This is a genomic window from Olsenella uli (assembly GCF_901212675.1).
GTDB lineage: Bacteria > Actinomycetota > Coriobacteriia > Coriobacteriales > Atopobiaceae > Parolsenella > Parolsenella uli_B.
The window spans coordinates 10865-26198 of record NZ_CAAKOQ010000026.1 but is presented as its reverse complement, the minus strand read 5'-3'; the positions used below and the strand labels follow the sequence as shown (position 1 = coordinate 26198).

Sequence of the window (15334 nt, the reverse complement as noted above, 5' to 3'; positions counted from 1 at the left end):
GTTCACAACTCAAAAGTGCGAAGACGCAAAAGTCGATGCGCCACGTAGATTGCCCGTGCGACGCCAAAAGCGACTACCATGCTTGCCGACTGGCAGGAACGTCGCAGGGAGAGACCATGGACCGAGAGGGATTCGAGCGCGCCGCACGCTACTGGACCGGCCGTGACGAAGCGGAGACGCCCGACAAGCATATGGAGAGCAGCGAGCTCAGGGCAGCCGTTGGGCGATTCCTGGCCGATCACAAGGTGTGCGCGCTCGCCACGTGTGCGAGCGGCGTGCCTCGTTGCACGCCGCTCGAGTACGACTTCCACCATGACGCGCTCTGGATCTTCTCGGAGGGCGGCGTCAAGTTCCGCGGCCTAGAGCCGGCCGTGGGCGCGTCCTCGGCACCCGTGAGCGTTGCCGTGTTCGAGCCCACTGCAAAGTTCACGCCGCTCAAGAGCGCGCAGGTCACGGGTCGTGCCACCATCGTCGACCCGAGCTCGCCCGAGTTCTACCAGGCCGTCGCGGAGAAGGGCGTTCCCACGGGAGGAACCGAGGCGCTTGCCGCCAAGGTGGCAAAGCTGGCCAAGATGCTGCACCTCGTCAAGGTTGCGCCCGTGGAAGTCGACTACCTGGACTCGAGCCTCAAGAAGGCCGGATATGACGTTCGGCAGCACCTGGTCTGGTAGGGCTGGCAGGCCCTAGCCGCGCGCGTCGGCCGACTGTTCGTGGACGGCGGCGAGCCGGGAGAAGTCCTGCGCGTGGGCGCTCACGAAGCGCTCGGCGCCGCCGAGGTCCACGTGGCAGTAGCCGTGCGGGTTCTTGTCGAGGTAGTCCTGGTGGTAGTCCTCCGCCGGCCAGAAGTTGGCGAGCGGACGGGCCTCCACCACGACGGGGCCGCGGCCACGTGCGGCAAGCCTCTCGCCCTCGTGGTCGAGCGCCGCGCGCACCACGGGCTCGTCGGCCGGGTCAGTCCAGTAGACGCCCGTGCGGTACTGGATTCCCTGGTCGCCGCCCTGGCGGTTGAGGCTCGCGGGGTCGATGGTGCTGAGGTAGGCCTCGAGCAGCAGCGGCAGGGAGATGCGCGCGGGGTCGTAGGTCACGCGCACGGTCTCTGCGCAGCCCGTGGTGCCTGAGCAGACCTGCTCGTAGGTGGGCCTGGGCACGCTGCCGTTGCCGTTTGCGTAGCCTACCTCGCACGATATAATGCCGGGCAGCCTCTTCACGAAGGCCTCGGCGCCCCAGAAGCAGCCGCTGGCGAGGTAGATCTCGTGGCCCTTGGTCTCGTCGCTCTCGTTTTTGGTGTCCATTCCCATCTCCCCTGGTCGCCCAACGGCCGACTCTGGTGCCTGGCGTCGCCTACAGCGACAGGTTACCCACGAGCGCGTCCTTCGCCACCGCGAAGCACTCGCGCGCGAGCGCCTGGGGCAGGTAGAGTGCATTGGTGGGCGCGGCCACGCCCCAGACCTGCGCGAATCCCTGGCCCCGGGCCAGGCGAAGCGCCCGGAAGACGTGGAAGTCGTTGGTGACGACGCCGACCGTCACGTCCTGGGCGGCCGAATCCCACGAGGCCGCGCCCCACGCAGCCGCGTCCCCCTCAATGGCCTCGCGCGAGAAGCGCAGGTTCTCCGCCGTCGTGGTTGAGCGTTCCTCCAACACGAGCCGACCATTGTCGACGCCGCGATTGCGCAGGTACGCCGCCATGGCAGACGCCTCCGTCTGCGGCTCGTCTGTGCCCTGGCCACCCGAGAGCACGCAGCGGGTGCCGGGGTTCTCGTCCAGGTAGGCGGCCGCGGCGTCGAGACGATAGGCCAGCGTCTCCTTGGGCGAGCCGTCGGCCTTGAGGCTGGCGCCAAGGACCACGAGGTAGTCGAGGTCGTCCGGCGGCGTGGCGGCAGCGTCTCGCCAGATGAGCGCGCATCCCAGGCCAAGCGCGGCGGCCACCGCGAGCACCGCGACCGCGCACGCCCAGCGGGTGGCCAGCGCGAGGCCCGCCCAGCCAAGCAGCGCGCCCGCGACTATCCAGACAAGGAAGAACCCGCCCGCCGGATAGAGCACCGCCATGGCAAGCCCGTACGCCACCGCCGCGACGCCAACCGCCAGCACGAGCCATGCGAGAGGTGTTGGGAGCGTCTTCGACATATGCGATCAGCAGCCAATTCGTGTCGTGGCAAGGGCCGGCCGCGGGGAACGGGGTGCCATCGCCCGCCCCGCGCGGCCAAGCCCGGTGTGGCCCGTCAGGTCCTAGAACTCCTCGGGGTCCCAGTCGGTGAGGCAGCGGTCGAGGCCCGCCACCAGGGCGTCCTTGTCCATGTGCTGCCCGATGAAGCAGATCTTGGTCTCGCGGTCGCCCGTGACGTCGTCCCAGTCGTCGAGCACCTCGGGATTCTCGCGGATGAGCTTCTCGCGCACGCCATCCGGCGCGCTCGCGATGAACTTGCCCTGCTCGGTGAGGGTGGTCTGCTGGCCGGCCTGCTCGAACATGTAGCACATGTCCGGGTCCTGGTTGGCCCAGAGCTGGCCCTTCGCGCGGATGATCTCGCGCGGCCAGGTGGTCACGAAGTCGCTGAACGCGTCGATGTCGAAGGGCTTCCTGCGCTCGTACACGAACGTCTCTATGCCATACTCCAGCACCTCCGGGTCGTCGTGCTCCTCGGGGTGCTCCATCGCGTCGAGCCACACCGCCGAGTTGTAGACCTTCTCGAAGTCGAAGCGGTTGGTGTCGAGCAGCTGGTCGAGCGGCACGTTGCCTTGCTCGGCCTCAACGATGACGGCGTCCTTCTGCAGCGCCCGCACGATGCCGCGCACCTCGTCGATCTGCTCGCGGCTCACGCGGTCGCACTTGTTGAGCACCACCGTGGTGCAGAACTCGAGCTGCTGGATGAGCAGGCTCTCGATGTCGTCCTCGTCGATGTTCTCGGCCAGCAGGTCCTTGCCGCCGTTGAACTCGTCCCACATGCGCGCGCAGTCCACCACGGCCACGATGTTGTCGAGGTCGAGCGGGGCGGCGCCGTCGTACTTGGTCTGGTCGCAGAAGCTCGAGATGGTGTAGGCGATGGGGATGGGCTCGCAGATGCCCGAGGCCTCGATGATGATGTAGTCGAAGTCGCCCGAGGTGGCAATGTCGGAGAGCTGGCGCTCGAGGTCGGCCGAGAGCGTGCAGCAGAGGCAGCCGTTGGTCATGGGGATGAGCTCGCCGTCGACCTGCGACAGGCCGCCCTTGGCGATGAGCGACGCGTCGACGTTGATCTCGCCGATGTCGTTCACGAGCACGGCGGCGCGCACACCCTTGTCGTTGGCGAGGATGTGGTTGAGCAGCGTGGTCTTGCCGGCGCCGAGGTAGCCGGTAAGCAGGACGATCTTGGTTGGCTTCTTTGCCATGGGGAGTCCCCTTTCCGTCGGCGTCGGGCCGCGCCGGGCGCCGCGCGGGCCATGCCGGCCGCCGCGCGTGCCGAGCAACCCGACACCCGATTCCAAATTACGGGAAGAGTATATTCCCACCGTTCCCAGCGGGCCGACAGGACGGGTCGAGACTCCCATGGAACACAAAACACCGACCGGCAGTGGCAGCGGCGCCGCCGTGCCCGTGCTCGAGCGCACCTGGGCGGTGGCGCTACTCGCAGGCGTATCGTGCCTGCTCTGGGGCAGCGCGCCGGCGGCCATCAAGTTTGGCTACGCGCGCTTTGGCATCGAGACGGGCGACGTCGCGAGCATCATCCTGTTCGCGGGGTGCCGCTTCGTGCTGGCGGGCCTCAGCGCGCTGACGCCAGCAGGCGCCCGGCGAGCAGCTGGCCCGCAACGCAGGCCGCCACCCCGAGGGCAAAGCTCAGCAGCATGTAAGCGGCGGCCGGCCCGTAGGCGCCGCGGTCGATAAGGCCCTGGCTCTCGAGCGCGAACGTCGAGAACGTGGTGAAGCCTCCGCACACACCCGTCTTGGCGAACAGCACGGCGCGCGGCGGCAGGCCCCGCGTGGCGACCGCGCCCACGATGAGCCCGATCGCGAACGAGCCGAGCACGTTGGTGACGAGTGTCCCGAGCGGAAACTCGACCGCGCCGACCGTCTTCCACGGCACGAGCGTCAGCAGGTGACGGACCACGGCGCCAAGTCCGCCGCCGGCAAACACGGCAAGCACGTCGAGCATGGATACCCCCAAAGCGAGCCAATCAACCGACGGAAGTATAGTGCTGACTGGTGAGCCGACAAGCTTGGTGGTAGAGTTCCGGGCACGACGTGAGGCGCGGTGAGGAGGCCGCTCATGACCATCGAGACTGACCAGCTCGTCCTTCGGCCGTGGGAGGATGACGACACGGCCGAGCTCTACGCGCTGGCCCGCGACCCCGAGGTGGGGCCGGCCGCCGGCTGGGCTCCCCACGCGAGCGAGCGGGAGAGCCTCGAGGTCATCCGCCATGTCCTGCGCGTCCCCGAGAGCTACGCCGTCATCGACCGACGGACGGGTGAGCTGCTGGGGGCGGCCGCGCTCAAGGGCCCGGGTACGAGCAGGCTTGCCGCGTCGAGGCACGAGTTCGAGCTTGGCTACTGGATTGGCCGGCAGTTCTGGGGCTACGGCTACGCGACCGAGGCGGCCGAGGCCCTCGTGCGCCGGGCGATCACGGAGCTTGGCGCCACGCTCATCTGGGGCGCGTGCGAGGCAGGCAACGTGCGTTCGCGGGCCGTCCTCGAGGCATGCGGCCTCGAGCCCATGGGAACCGAGCACGACGTCATCGAGCCCCGCCTTGACGACAAGGCTCGCGACCTGCAGGTATTTCTTCGCGAGATAAGGCGGACGCTCTTCATCGACGCCGATGCCTGTCCCGTCACGCGCGAGGCCCTCGAGTGCGCCCGGCGTGCGGGCTGGCCGGTCGTGATCGCGGGAAACACCACGCAGAACCTCGAGCGGCACATCGGCCACGGCGACCCGCGCAGCGCCAAGGACGCCCGGGGCGGCTTCTGGGTCAACGTGCTCGACGTGTCGGTAGGCGCCGACTCGGCCGACTTCGCCATCGTCGAGCGTCTCTCGGCCGGCGACGTGGTGGTGACGCAGGACATCGGGCTTGCCAGCATGGTGCTGGGGCGCGACGCGAGGGCCATCAGTGTGCGCGGCCACGTGTTTCGGCCCGAGACCATTGACATGGAGCTGCTCGTTCGCCACGAGGAGAAGAAGGTGCGCCGGGCCGGCGGTCGCACGAGGGGTCCGGCGGCGTTCACGGTCGAGGACCGCAGGCACTTCTCGAGAAACCTCGCGCGGCTGCTGCGCGGCGGAGAGTAGGGGCAGGAGCGCGGAGAGGGGGCCGCCGAGACGAAGCAGCCGGGTCCCGCACGGCCGCCCCGAGTCACGCGAGACGGTCGTGCCCGTGCGCGAAACGGCCGGTCTCGGGCAGGCGCATGCCGCTCACGTCCACGCCCTCGTGCGCAAGCAGCCAGAGCTTCTTGTCGAGCCCGCCGGCATAACCGCCGATGGCCCCGTTCGCCGCGAGCACGCGGTGGCACGGGACGATGATCGCGATGGGGTTCCTGCCCACCGCGCCGCCGATTGCCTGGGCCGCCATCCGCCCGCCCCCGCGCGCGAGCACGACGAGGTCTGCCAGCTCGCCGTAGCTGCTCGCGCGCCCATAGGGAATCTGCCGAATGAGGTTCCAGACCTCGTGCTGGAAGGTCGTACCGTGCGGGCAAAGCGGCAGCTTGGCGGGGTCGGGCCGCTCGCCGACGAAGTAGCGGGCAAGCCACGCACGGGCACGCTCGAGCACGGGGTCGCCCGCCGCCTCGACGCCCCGCTCGAGAAGCCGCCGGTAGCCGGGCTGCCCGTTGATGGAGCTCGCCACGAGCGCGCCCGCCTCGGCCGCCATGGCAACGTCACCAAGCGGCGTCTCGACATGCGAGATATGGAGCGTCGCGGGCGCCTCGCTACTCACGCTACCGGTCCCTGCGGCGGAAGCGAATGGTGACGCTGCCGTCGTCGCCGCGCTCGACGCGCCCGCCGCCGAGGAAGAACAGCACCGCCAGCACGGCGAGCGCGACGGGCAGCATCTTGAGCACGAGCCCGATGAGCCCCAGCGCCAGCCCCACGGCCACGCCCACCACGCTCAGCGCCACCGAAAGCGCGAAGGCGAGGACGGACAGCACGACGACGGCGACGAGGACAGGCATGCGAGACTCCCTAGGAAGGCGTTTACTTGCCCAATTATGGGACAAGTCGCCTAGTCGCGCACGAGCACCTTCTCGACCTCGGCGATGTACATGGTGTGGTAGTCGTGCTCGGGGTACATGTCGGTGTCGCAGCTCTTGTCAATGAAGCGGGCTGGCTTGATGTCGTCGGCGTAGAGCTTGCGGCACACGAACACGAGGCTCGCCTCCTCGAAGGCCATCGTGCCGTCGACCGGCATCGGCGTGAATCCCACCTCGGCAACCTTGGGCGTGTCTCGACCGCTCTTGGAGCCCAGCACGCCAAGCGCCGCCTTGTGCTCGGGGCCGTAGAACGACAGCGTGAACCTGTCGGCCGCGTCCACGAACTGCTTGGTGTAGCGCTGCGGGCGGATGTAGACGGTCACCACGTTCTTCTCCCAGATGACGCCCATGCCGCCCCAGCTCACGGTCATCGTGTTGAAGAGGTGCTCGGTGCCCGCCGTCACGAGCGCCCACTCGCTGCCGATCTTCTCGAACGGGTTGATGACGAGGTCGTTGACGTCGACTTCCCTGAATGCCATGGTGCCTCCCGTATTCCGGTCCGCCCGCGGCGGGCCAAGTATGAGCCGTGCGGCCAAGCGCGGCGCGGCTGCCTGCGATGCCCGCATTATCGCGCAACGGGCACGGGACCGGCGGCGGTCGACACGGGAAAATCCCCCAGCGGAGGGCTCACGTTGCGTCAATGTTTACAGGTGTCTTGTCACCTGCTGTCAACGGTGCCATACTGTCTGCCCGACCGGAGGCCCCGCACCCAGCCCGCGTGCCAGGGCCCCACAACCAGAGGCCCGCGCCGCGCACGACGCCGCCTCACAGGATGCGCTGCCCGAACGGCGCGCAACGTTGGGAGATGTCCCATGACGATGCCCCAGACGCTGAGCGAATCCGCAGGTCAGGCTTGTGTTGCGACTAAGGCCGCCGCAGCCGGCGCCGCCGTGCCCGACGACGTCCGCGCCCAGATCGAGCGCCTCAAGCGCGAGCAGGACGCCGTGATCCTCGCCCACTACTACGTGCCGCCCGAGGTCCAGGCCGTCGCCGACCACGTGGGCGACTCCTTCGCCCTGGCGCGCATGGCCGTCGACCTGCCGCAGCAGACCATCGTGCTCTGCGGCGTGGAGTTCATGGGCGAGAGCGCCAAGCTGCTGAACCCCACCAAGCGCGTGCTGCTCCCCGAGCCGGCCGCCGACTGCCCGATGGCGCACATGGTCCGCAAGGCCGACGTCGACGCTGCGCGCGCCGAGTACGGCGACGACCTCGCCGTGGTGTGCTACGTCAACTCCACCGCCCGGATCAAGACCTGGAGCGACGTCTGCGTGACCTCGTCCAACGCTGTCAAGATCTGCGGCGAGCTGCCGCAGCGCAACCTGCTGTTCATCCCCGACCAGAACCTCGGCCGCTACGTGGCCGAGCAGCTGCCCGACAAGCACGTCATCCTCAACAAGGGCTACTGCCCGCGCCACATGATGATTGACCGTGCGCAGGTGGAGGACCTCGAGCTCGCACATCCCGACGCGCCGGTGCTCGCGCACCCCGAGTGCACGGAGGAGGTGCTCGGCGAGGCCGACTACATCGGCTCCACCAAGGGCATCATCGAGTTTGCCGCCTCGCACCCCGAGTTCTCCGAGTTCATCGTGCTTACCGTGGTAGGTGTGGTGGCCGAGCTGCGGCGTCTGCGCCCGGATGCCACGTTCTACTTCCCCGCCACCACGCCTACCTGCGTGAACATGGCCATGGTGACACTGCCCAAGCTGCTCGCGTGCCTGAGCGACCCCACCGGCCACGAGGTGGAGGTCCCCGGCGAGCTGGCGCCGGAGGCGAAGCTGCCCCTCGAGCGAATGCTCGAGTACGCCGCACGGTAGGCTGCAGGCATCGGCAAGCGTCGCGTACGACCGATGCCATCGGCGACCCGCATCCTCTCTTCGGTCAACGCGCCTCTCTCCGGCGACCGACGCACCCTCCTTTGCCCCTTTTCCCGGTCGGCAGAGCAAAGCTATCGAGTTTGCTGCAGTTCAATCGGGCCCGCCTGAGTAGACAGGCTCCAAGCGCTTCCAAAACCCGAGGTAGATGGGATGCGGGTCGAGCGGCTACTCGACCAAGTCGCCTTGAACTGCAGCAAACTCGATAGTTTCGGGCTCAGCCACCGAGTCAATCCGCACGCAACCGTCAAAAACGGCCCTAAAACAGCCCGCACGCCGCAAGGAGCAACTATGAGCACCCCAGAAACCAACCCGGAGCCACGCGCCGGCCAAGCCGCCAACAACGACCTGACCTGCGACGTCGTCATCGTGGGCTGTGGCGTGGGCGGCCTCTACGCCGCGCTCAACCTGCCGCGCCACCTGCACACCGTCCTGCTCTCCAAGGCCTCGCTCGACCAGTGCGACTCCATGCTCGCCCAGGGCGGCATCTGCGTCATGCACGACCCGCACGACTACCGCCCCTACTTCCGCGACACCATGCGCGCCGGCCACTGGGAGAATCGCCGCAGCTCGGTGGACGTGATGGTGCGCTCGAGCCGCTCGGTCATCAACGACCTCGTGCGCCTCGGCGTCGACTTCGAGCGCGGGCCCGACGGCGAGCTGGCCTACACGCGCGAGGGCGCGCACAGCCGGCCGCGCATCTGCTTCCACGCCGACATCACCGGCAAGGAGATCACGACCACCCTGCTTGACCGTGTGCGCGAGCTGCCCAACGTCCAGATCCTCGAGAACGTCGAGATGACCGACATCATCGAGGAGCCCGCCGACGAGGACGCGACGACCGGGGGCGCAGCCCCGGCTGCCGGCGAGCAGCACCGCTGCGCGGGCCTTGTCTGCCGCCGCACCCGCCCGACCGACCCCGCGGAGCCCGAGAGCCCCGTCGAGGCCCTTGGCCCCGCGTTCGAGATTCGCGCACCCTACACCATCTGGGCCACGGGCGGCATCGGCGGCACCTACGAGCGCTCCACCAACTACCGCTGCCTCACCGGCGACGCCTGCCGCATCGCCCGCGAGCACGGCATTCGCCTCGAGCACATGGACTACGTGCAGATTCACCCCACGGGCCTCTACAGCAAGAGGCCCGGCCGCACCTTCCTCATCTCCGAGAGCTGCCGCGGCGAGGGTGCCATCCTGCTCGACAAGTCAGGCAACCGCTTCGTCGACGAGCTGCTCCCGCGCGACGTGGTGGCAAACGCCATCAAGGCGCAGATGGAGAAGGACGGGACCGACCACGAGTGGCTCAGCTTCGAGCGCGTCGACCCCGGGGTGGTGCGCACGCACTTTGCCCACATCTACGACCGCTGCCTCGAGGAGGGCTACGACATCCTGTGCGAGCCCGTGCCCATCGTGCCCACGCAGCACTACTTCATGGGCGGCGTCTGGGTGGCGACCGAAAACTCCGAGACGAGCCTGCCCGGGCTCTACGCCGTGGGCGAGACGAGCTGCAACGGTGTGCACGGGCGCAATCGCCTGGCATCGAACTCCCTGCTTGAGGGGCTTGTCTTTGCGCAGCGTGCGGCCCGTGACATCGCGGCGAGGGAGGGTCTCGAGGCACCCGACGTCGACGCGTCCATGACGCGGGAGGTGCCGGAGGGCCTCGTGTCCGCCGAGCTCTCGGGCGAGGGCGAGCCCGCCCCCGGCACGAGCGCGACCGACCCCGCAAGCACCAAGTCCTGCGAGGAGGCCGAGCGCGGGGCGGAGGCAATCGAGGCTGCCCGAGGCGGCTTCACGGAGAGGAGGGCGTAATGGACCCCATCACGCTCAGGCTCGTCGCCGAGCCGCTCATCGAGCAGGCGCTGCGCGAGGACATCACGAGCGAAGACGTCTCCACGGCGGCCGTCATGCCTGAGGCACACGCGGCGACCGTGCAGCTCATCGCCAAGCAGGCCGGCATCATCTGCGGGCTCGACGTGTTCGAGTGCACGTTCCAGTTGCTCGATGCCACGGCCCGCGTGGAGCGCCACGTGGCCGAGGGTACGGCCGTCAAGCCCGGCGACCACCTCGCCGAGGTCTACGCTGACGCCCGGGTACTCCTCTCCGGCGAGCGCGTGGCCCTCAACTACCTGCAGCGCATGAGCGGCATCGCCACCGAGACGCACCGCATGGCGGCCCTGCTCGAGGGCACAGGCACCACGCTCGTGGACACGCGCAAGACCACACCCAACATGCGCGTCTTCGAGAAGGAGGCCGTGCGCGTGGGCGGCGGCACCAACCACCGCTACAACCTGTCGGACGGCGTGATGCTCAAGGACAACCACATCGACGCTGCCGGCTCCATCACGGCGGCCGTGGCGGCGGCGCGCGCCCACATGCCGTTCGTGCGCAAGGTCGAGGTGGAGTGCGAGACGCTCGACGAGGTGCGCGAGGCCGTCGAGGCAGGGGCCGACATCATCATGCTCGACAACATGGAGCACGACGTGATGGCCGAGGCCGTGGCGCTCATCGCGGGGCGGGCCGAGACCGAGGTCTCGGGCAACGTGGACGAGGCCAAGGCGGCCGCGATCCGCGACCTGCGCGTCGACTACGTGTCGAGCGGGGCGCTCACCCACTCGGCCGGGATCCTCGACCTGTCAATGAAGCACCTGAGGCTTTTGGACTAGCGAGGCTGCCTGACGCTGCCATCCCTGACGGGCGGTGCCGGGACTGGGAGAACGGGCAGCAGCCCACGACAGACGTTAGGCACGCAGGCGAATTCGCGGACGAGGAGGGGACATGAAGGCGCAGGAGCGCAGGGGGGCCATGCTCGAGCAGCTTCGCGGCTCCGCTCGACCGCTGTCGGGCGGTTCGCTCGCGAAGGTACTCGGCGTGAGCCGTCAGGTGGTCGTGCAGGACGTGGCGCTCCTGCGCGCCGAGGGCCACGACATCATGGCGACCGCGCGCGGCTACGTGCTCATGGGCGCGGCGGCCGCGGCGAAGGTGGCTGCCGCGGCCCAGCCCTCTCCGACATCCAATAAACCGCAGGCAGAGCATGCTGCCGCGAGTCCCCAAGCCACCCGCCACTCCCGTGTCGTCAAGGTGCGCCACACCGTGGCCCAGACCGCCGACGAGCTCTTCACGATTCTCGAGAACGACGGGCAGGTGCTCGACGTCTCCGTGAGCCACCGCGTCTACGGCCGGCTCTCGGCCAAGCTCGACATCCTCACGCGCGGCGACGCCCTGCGCTTCCTCGACGACATCGAGAGCGGCAAGAGCTCGCCTCTGCTCACCGTCACGAGCGGTTACCACTACCACACCATCGCCGCCGACTCGGAGGCAACCCTCGACCGCATCGAGCGCGCCCTCGCCGCCAAGGGCTACCTCGCCCCCTTCCTCCCCCACGAGCGGGAGAGCATGGGCCCGGGCAACAAGGCCATATAGCTGCAGCGGCAATCCTCTGTATTCACATGCGTAATGGGCGAGCAACCTGCTCGTCATATTATTGCCAGCGGTAGGTAAAAGCCTTTCATTGCGTTGCATTTGCCCCCGCTGCTACTGTTTTTGCCAAGGAGGTGGACGCCTTGGCAATCCTGACTCAACGACAGCGCGACATTCTGCTCTATCTGCTCAAACAGGGAGAGAGCACCTATGCCCAAGTTGCCACCATTGCTGCCATCGAGAACGTCGGGGAAAGATCGGTCAGAAACGACCTTCACCACATCGAGAGCCATGTCAGTGCAAGCGGGCTGCACATCGAGCGCAGGCAAGGCCAAGGCATACGTCTGGTTGGTCCAGCCGAGCGCAAACAAGCCCTCAGACAAGAAGTCTCCGGCCTTCTGAGCATAAGCCTCACTCCCGAGCAGCGCATCTCCGTTGCCATTGCGACGCTGCTCCTCAATGAGGTCTGCACCTACCAAGAGATTGCGGACGCTTGCCTGGTCAGTCGGCAAACGGTCGTCTCTCTCTTCCCCCAAATTGAGCGCGCGCTCCATAACGAGCGTCTCGGTGTCGAGAAGATGCAGGGTACAGGCCTTTCCCTTTCCGGATCGGAGCTTGCATTCCGGCACTGTTTTCTTCAGTTCGTCATCTCAAATCCGTCTCCCGACGTGACACATCAAACACTGGCCCGGACGCCTGGCTTCACCCGTCACGAGCCAGAGGCAGCCAGACTCGCTGCAAAGGTCGAGAGCCACTTTGGGGCCCAGTTCATAGATAAACAGGCGCTTGTACTCTCCCTTGCCTACATGCTCGAGCGCATCGAAGATGGCCACGTACTTGAGGAGAGCGAGCTAGACAATGGCAGTGCGAGCGCCGATGCAATCGAGTTGGCAACCTTCCTGTCCGACGATATTCCCTTCCCTCCCGAGCGCACCTGGGCAAGCTCGGTCTTGCTCTCCCAGCGCATGGGATGGGACGGGGACGCTCCGGCAACAACCAAACAAATCGATGATGAAGCCCAGGAGATGTCTCACGAGCTCATCAAAGCCCTTCGCAAGATGCATGACATCGACACGGTTTCGACGCAGCACCTCGTTGACTCGCTGACCGCTCACCTGCGAGCAGCCATACATCGTGCAAGAAACAGCATCCAAATCGGAAATGACCATGCCCAGCAGATTCGCGTATCCGTTCCTCTTCTCTACGAGTTCACCCGCCAGCAGATGGCTGAAATAGGGCCTCGCTTCAACCTATCTTTCTCTGATGGTGAGGTTGCCTATATCGCCATGTATCTTGCCTCGATCTTCGAGACGAGCGAACAGCATGCCACGACGCTCAAGATCTTACTTGCCTGCTCGTTTGGCGTTGCCACGAGCACCATCCTTAAGGCCCGTATCGCTCGCATGCTCCCAGACTGCACGCTGATGGGCCCCGTTCCCGTCTCCGAGGCGACGGCATACCTTGCAAGCCATGTCGTCGACCTTGTCATATCGACCGTCGCGATACCAAACGCCCAGGCGCCAGTGCTCGTGGTAAACCCCATGCTTGGACAGCGAGACATAGACCACATCAAAGACTCGCTCTATCAGTCGTCCTACTCCAAACTATGCTCGCACTTCCTAAGCCTCTACTCCGCAACGGGAGCCTCAAGTCGAGACATTCATAACGTCAGCGATTACGTCTGCCTCGAAGACATTATGGTCATCGATACATGCCCCAGTTGGCAAGATGCCATCCGGCTCGCAGCCAGGCCTCTTGTTGAGAAGGGATTTCTTGAGCCGCGATATGTCGAGGCAATGGTCAACGCGGTCACCGACTTTGGAACGTACATGGTGCTCACGCCAGAGACCGCTTACGTACACGCGGGAATCGATGACGGCATTTGGCGTGATTGTGCCGCTGTTCTCGCCCTGAGAAGCCCCATTCCCTTTGGATTGCTCAATCAAAAAAGCAATCGAACGATCGTCGTCTTGGGAATCCGGGACAAGGAGAGGAGCGACTTGCTCTATCTCGCATCGATCTTCGACCGGCAAGAGAATCGCGCACGCCTGAGAGATCCAGGCCTCGAACCCGGCGTCATCTGGCACATGCACGACTAGCTAAGGGCAGCGCTTACACAAAAAATGGAGGACCTTAAATGAGCGAGGGCATAGCACCGAAGAATATACAGCTCATGCAACATGCGACCGATTGGGAGAACGCCATCAGGCTTGCGGCGCGCCCGCTCGTAGCCCATAAGTCGATTGAGCCCGCATACGTTGACAAGATGGTCGAGAGCGTCCACAAGCTTGGTCCCTACATCGTCATCATGCAAGGCCTTGCACTTGCTCACTCAGCCCCATGCCCAGAGGTTCTTCACAGCGATCTCTCACTTGCAACGCTTGCAGAGCCCGTCGAATTCCATTGCAAGAACGACCCCGTCTCGGTGGTAATGTGCCTCGCCTGCACAGATTCCACCTCACATATAGCACGGCTCCAGTCGATAGCCGGGCGCCTCATGGAACCTGGCATCGTCGAGAGGATGGTGGCCTGCAGAAGCCCGGAAGAACTCTCGTCCCTGCTTCAGGCATAGGAAGGTCGGGCGGTGCTCTATCGCCCACAGTCAAACGGACGGAAGGGAAGGCAATCATGAAGAAGCCAAAGATACAGACCGTGTGCGGATTCGGATGTGGCTCGTCGCTCATGCTCAGGATGAACGTTGAGGCCATTGCCAAGGCACACGGCATCGACATCGAGGCGTTCTGCGGTGACGTTGGAAGCTGTTGTGCAAACGACTGTGACGTCATCTTCATCTCCAAGGAACTTGGAGAGCGCATCAAGGATCGCGCCACAGTGCCCGTCGTCGAGTTCAACAACTTCATGGACAAGGCAGAGGTCGAGAAGAAAACACTCGACTACCTCGCATCCGTAACCGACAAGGAGGCCTAGCATGGCTGTCCTCAACTTCATCATCAACGAGATCTTTGGCCAGGGCGCCATCTTCATTGCCCTTATTGCCTGCATTGGCCTAATCCTTCAAAAGAAACCCTTCACCGATATCGTTCGTGGCACCGCAATGACCGCCATCGGCTTCTTCATTCTCTCCACTGGCACCAGCCTCATCACGGGAAGCTCCATCGACGGTATTTCGGCCGCCTTCAACGCGGTCATGCCCCAGGCGATTCCATCTCAGACGGTAGACATCAGTTCCGAGTTCGGAACAGAGATTGGCATCGTCATGCTCGTCGCCTTCGCCATCAACCTCCTTGTAGCCCGCCTTACCAAGTGGAAGTCCATCTTTTTGACCGGCCACATGCTCTACTGGTTCCCGTTCGTCTTCATTGCCGCAGGCGTTGACGCAGGTCTGACGGGTGCCAAACTCATCATTCTGGCTGCCATCTTCACCGCACTTTACATGGTGGTCTCGCCTAACCTCATGCGTCCGTTTGTCAAGCAGGTAACGGGAACTGACACGTTCACCATTGGTCACCCCGCTACGTGTCTGTCAGTAATCTCCGGTCTGCTTGGCAAGGCTCTTGGTGACAAGAGCAAGTCAACCGAAGACCTCAAGATCCCTGATTCGCTCGGCTTCCTTCGCGAGATCTCCATTACAGGTTCGCTCACCATCGCCATTACTTACATCGTCATGTATGGCATCCTCGTGGCAAACGGCAAGGATCCCGCACAGATCTGGGGCTATGCCGACCTTAAGACCGGTGCCTTCACCTTCATCTTTACGCACGCCATTTACTTCGGCGTCGGCATCACGGTGATGCTCCAGGGCGTTCGTATGCTCATTTCTGAGATCGTCCCCGCCTTCAAGGGAATTGCTGACAAGGTTGTCCCCGATGCCATTCCGGCCCTC

Annotated in this window: 17 protein-coding genes; 10 read left to right on the top strand and 7 right to left on the bottom strand. The window is 65.5% G+C overall.

Annotation, left to right across the window (positions count from 1 at the left end):
* The first annotated feature begins 116 nt into the window (after positions 1-116).
* Positions 117-671, top strand: a complete 555-nt coding sequence (locus tag EFAMC1_RS03040; RefSeq protein WP_187324526.1) for a pyridoxamine 5'-phosphate oxidase family protein — start codon at positions 117-119, stop codon at positions 669-671.
* Positions 672-683: 12 nt separating this feature from the next.
* Here the strand turns inward: EFAMC1_RS03040 and msrA are convergent, their stop codons facing one another.
* The 4 genes from msrA to crcB all read right to left on the bottom strand — a co-directional run bounded on the left by msrA (position 684) and on the right by crcB (position 4124).
* Positions 684-1292 (bottom strand): peptide-methionine (S)-S-oxide reductase MsrA, encoded by a 609-nt coding sequence (msrA, locus tag EFAMC1_RS03035; protein WP_222838624.1) that lies wholly within the window; start codon positions 1290-1292, stop codon positions 684-686.
* A gap of 49 nt (positions 1293-1341) precedes the next feature.
* Entirely contained in the window at positions 1342-2124 is a 783-nt protein-coding gene (locus tag EFAMC1_RS03030; RefSeq protein WP_154052858.1) for a YdcF family protein, read from the bottom strand.
* 102 nt (positions 2125-2226) lie between these two features.
* The gene (locus EFAMC1_RS03025) at positions 2227-3363 is read right to left on the bottom strand and encodes a CobW family GTP-binding protein (RefSeq protein ID WP_154052857.1); all 1137 of its coding nucleotides are present in this window, start codon (positions 3361-3363) and stop codon (positions 2227-2229) included.
* 371 nt (positions 3364-3734) lie between these two features.
* Positions 3735-4124, bottom strand: coding sequence for a fluoride efflux transporter CrcB (gene crcB / locus EFAMC1_RS03020; RefSeq protein ID WP_154052856.1), 390 nt, complete (start codon positions 4122-4124; stop codon positions 3735-3737).
* A 114-nt stretch (positions 4125-4238) separates the two neighbouring features.
* Between crcB and EFAMC1_RS03015 the strand changes: the two genes are divergently transcribed.
* Positions 4239-5249, top strand: coding sequence for a DUF188 domain-containing protein (locus EFAMC1_RS03015; protein WP_154052855.1), 1011 nt, complete (start codon positions 4239-4241; stop codon positions 5247-5249).
* Positions 5250-5313: 64 nt separating this feature from the next.
* Here the strand turns inward: EFAMC1_RS03015 and EFAMC1_RS03010 are convergent, their stop codons facing one another.
* From EFAMC1_RS03010 to EFAMC1_RS03000, 3 genes are read right to left on the bottom strand one after another with little or no spacing between them, the layout of a single operon-like run.
* Positions 5314-5892, bottom strand: a complete 579-nt coding sequence (locus EFAMC1_RS03010) for a methylated-DNA--[protein]-cysteine S-methyltransferase (RefSeq protein WP_222838623.1) — start codon at positions 5890-5892, stop codon at positions 5314-5316.
* Between the two features lies 1 nt (position 5893).
* Complete coding sequence (locus tag EFAMC1_RS03005) at positions 5894-6127, bottom strand: hypothetical protein (protein ID WP_154052854.1); 234 nt, start codon at positions 6125-6127, stop codon at positions 5894-5896.
* 50 nt (positions 6128-6177) lie between these two features.
* Positions 6178-6684, bottom strand: a complete 507-nt coding sequence (locus tag EFAMC1_RS03000) for a flavin reductase family protein (RefSeq protein ID WP_154052853.1) — start codon at positions 6682-6684, stop codon at positions 6178-6180.
* A gap of 333 nt (positions 6685-7017) precedes the next feature.
* Here EFAMC1_RS03000 and nadA point away from each other — a divergent pair, with 333 nt between their 5' ends.
* From nadA to EFAMC1_RS02960, 8 genes are all read left to right on the top strand, one after another.
* Positions 7018-8019 (top strand): quinolinate synthase NadA, encoded by a 1002-nt coding sequence (gene nadA, locus EFAMC1_RS02995; RefSeq protein WP_222838622.1) that lies wholly within the window; start codon positions 7018-7020, stop codon positions 8017-8019.
* Between the two features lie 348 nt (positions 8020-8367).
* Positions 8368-9882: an L-aspartate oxidase gene (locus EFAMC1_RS02990; RefSeq protein ID WP_154052852.1), complete on the top strand. Its 1515-nt coding sequence runs from the start codon at positions 8368-8370 to the stop codon at positions 9880-9882.
* A complete protein-coding gene (nadC, locus tag EFAMC1_RS02985; RefSeq protein WP_154052851.1) occupies positions 9882-10736 on the top strand; it encodes a carboxylating nicotinate-nucleotide diphosphorylase in 855 nt (284 codons plus the stop codon). The genes EFAMC1_RS02990 and nadC overlap by 1 nt, the downstream gene beginning before the upstream one ends.
* A 112-nt stretch (positions 10737-10848) precedes the next feature.
* Positions 10849-11493 carry a transcription repressor NadR gene (locus tag EFAMC1_RS02980; RefSeq protein ID WP_154052850.1) on the top strand — a complete coding sequence of 215 codons (645 nt, stop codon included), beginning with the start codon at positions 10849-10851 and terminating at the stop codon, positions 11491-11493.
* 140 nt (positions 11494-11633) lie between these two features.
* Complete coding sequence (locus EFAMC1_RS02975) at positions 11634-13589, top strand: BglG family transcription antiterminator (protein WP_154052849.1); 1956 nt, start codon at positions 11634-11636, stop codon at positions 13587-13589.
* Positions 13590-13627: 38 nt separating this feature from the next.
* Complete coding sequence (locus EFAMC1_RS02970) at positions 13628-14062, top strand: PTS sugar transporter subunit IIA (protein WP_154052848.1); 435 nt, start codon at positions 13628-13630, stop codon at positions 14060-14062.
* A gap of 56 nt (positions 14063-14118) precedes the next feature.
* Positions 14119-14418: a PTS sugar transporter subunit IIB gene (locus EFAMC1_RS02965; protein WP_154052847.1), complete on the top strand. Its 300-nt coding sequence runs from the start codon at positions 14119-14121 to the stop codon at positions 14416-14418.
* Position 14419: 1 nt separating this feature from the next.
* Positions 14420-15334 (top strand): PTS transporter subunit IIC (locus EFAMC1_RS02960; protein ID WP_315984863.1); only part of this gene is annotated, 915 nt, incomplete at its 3' end.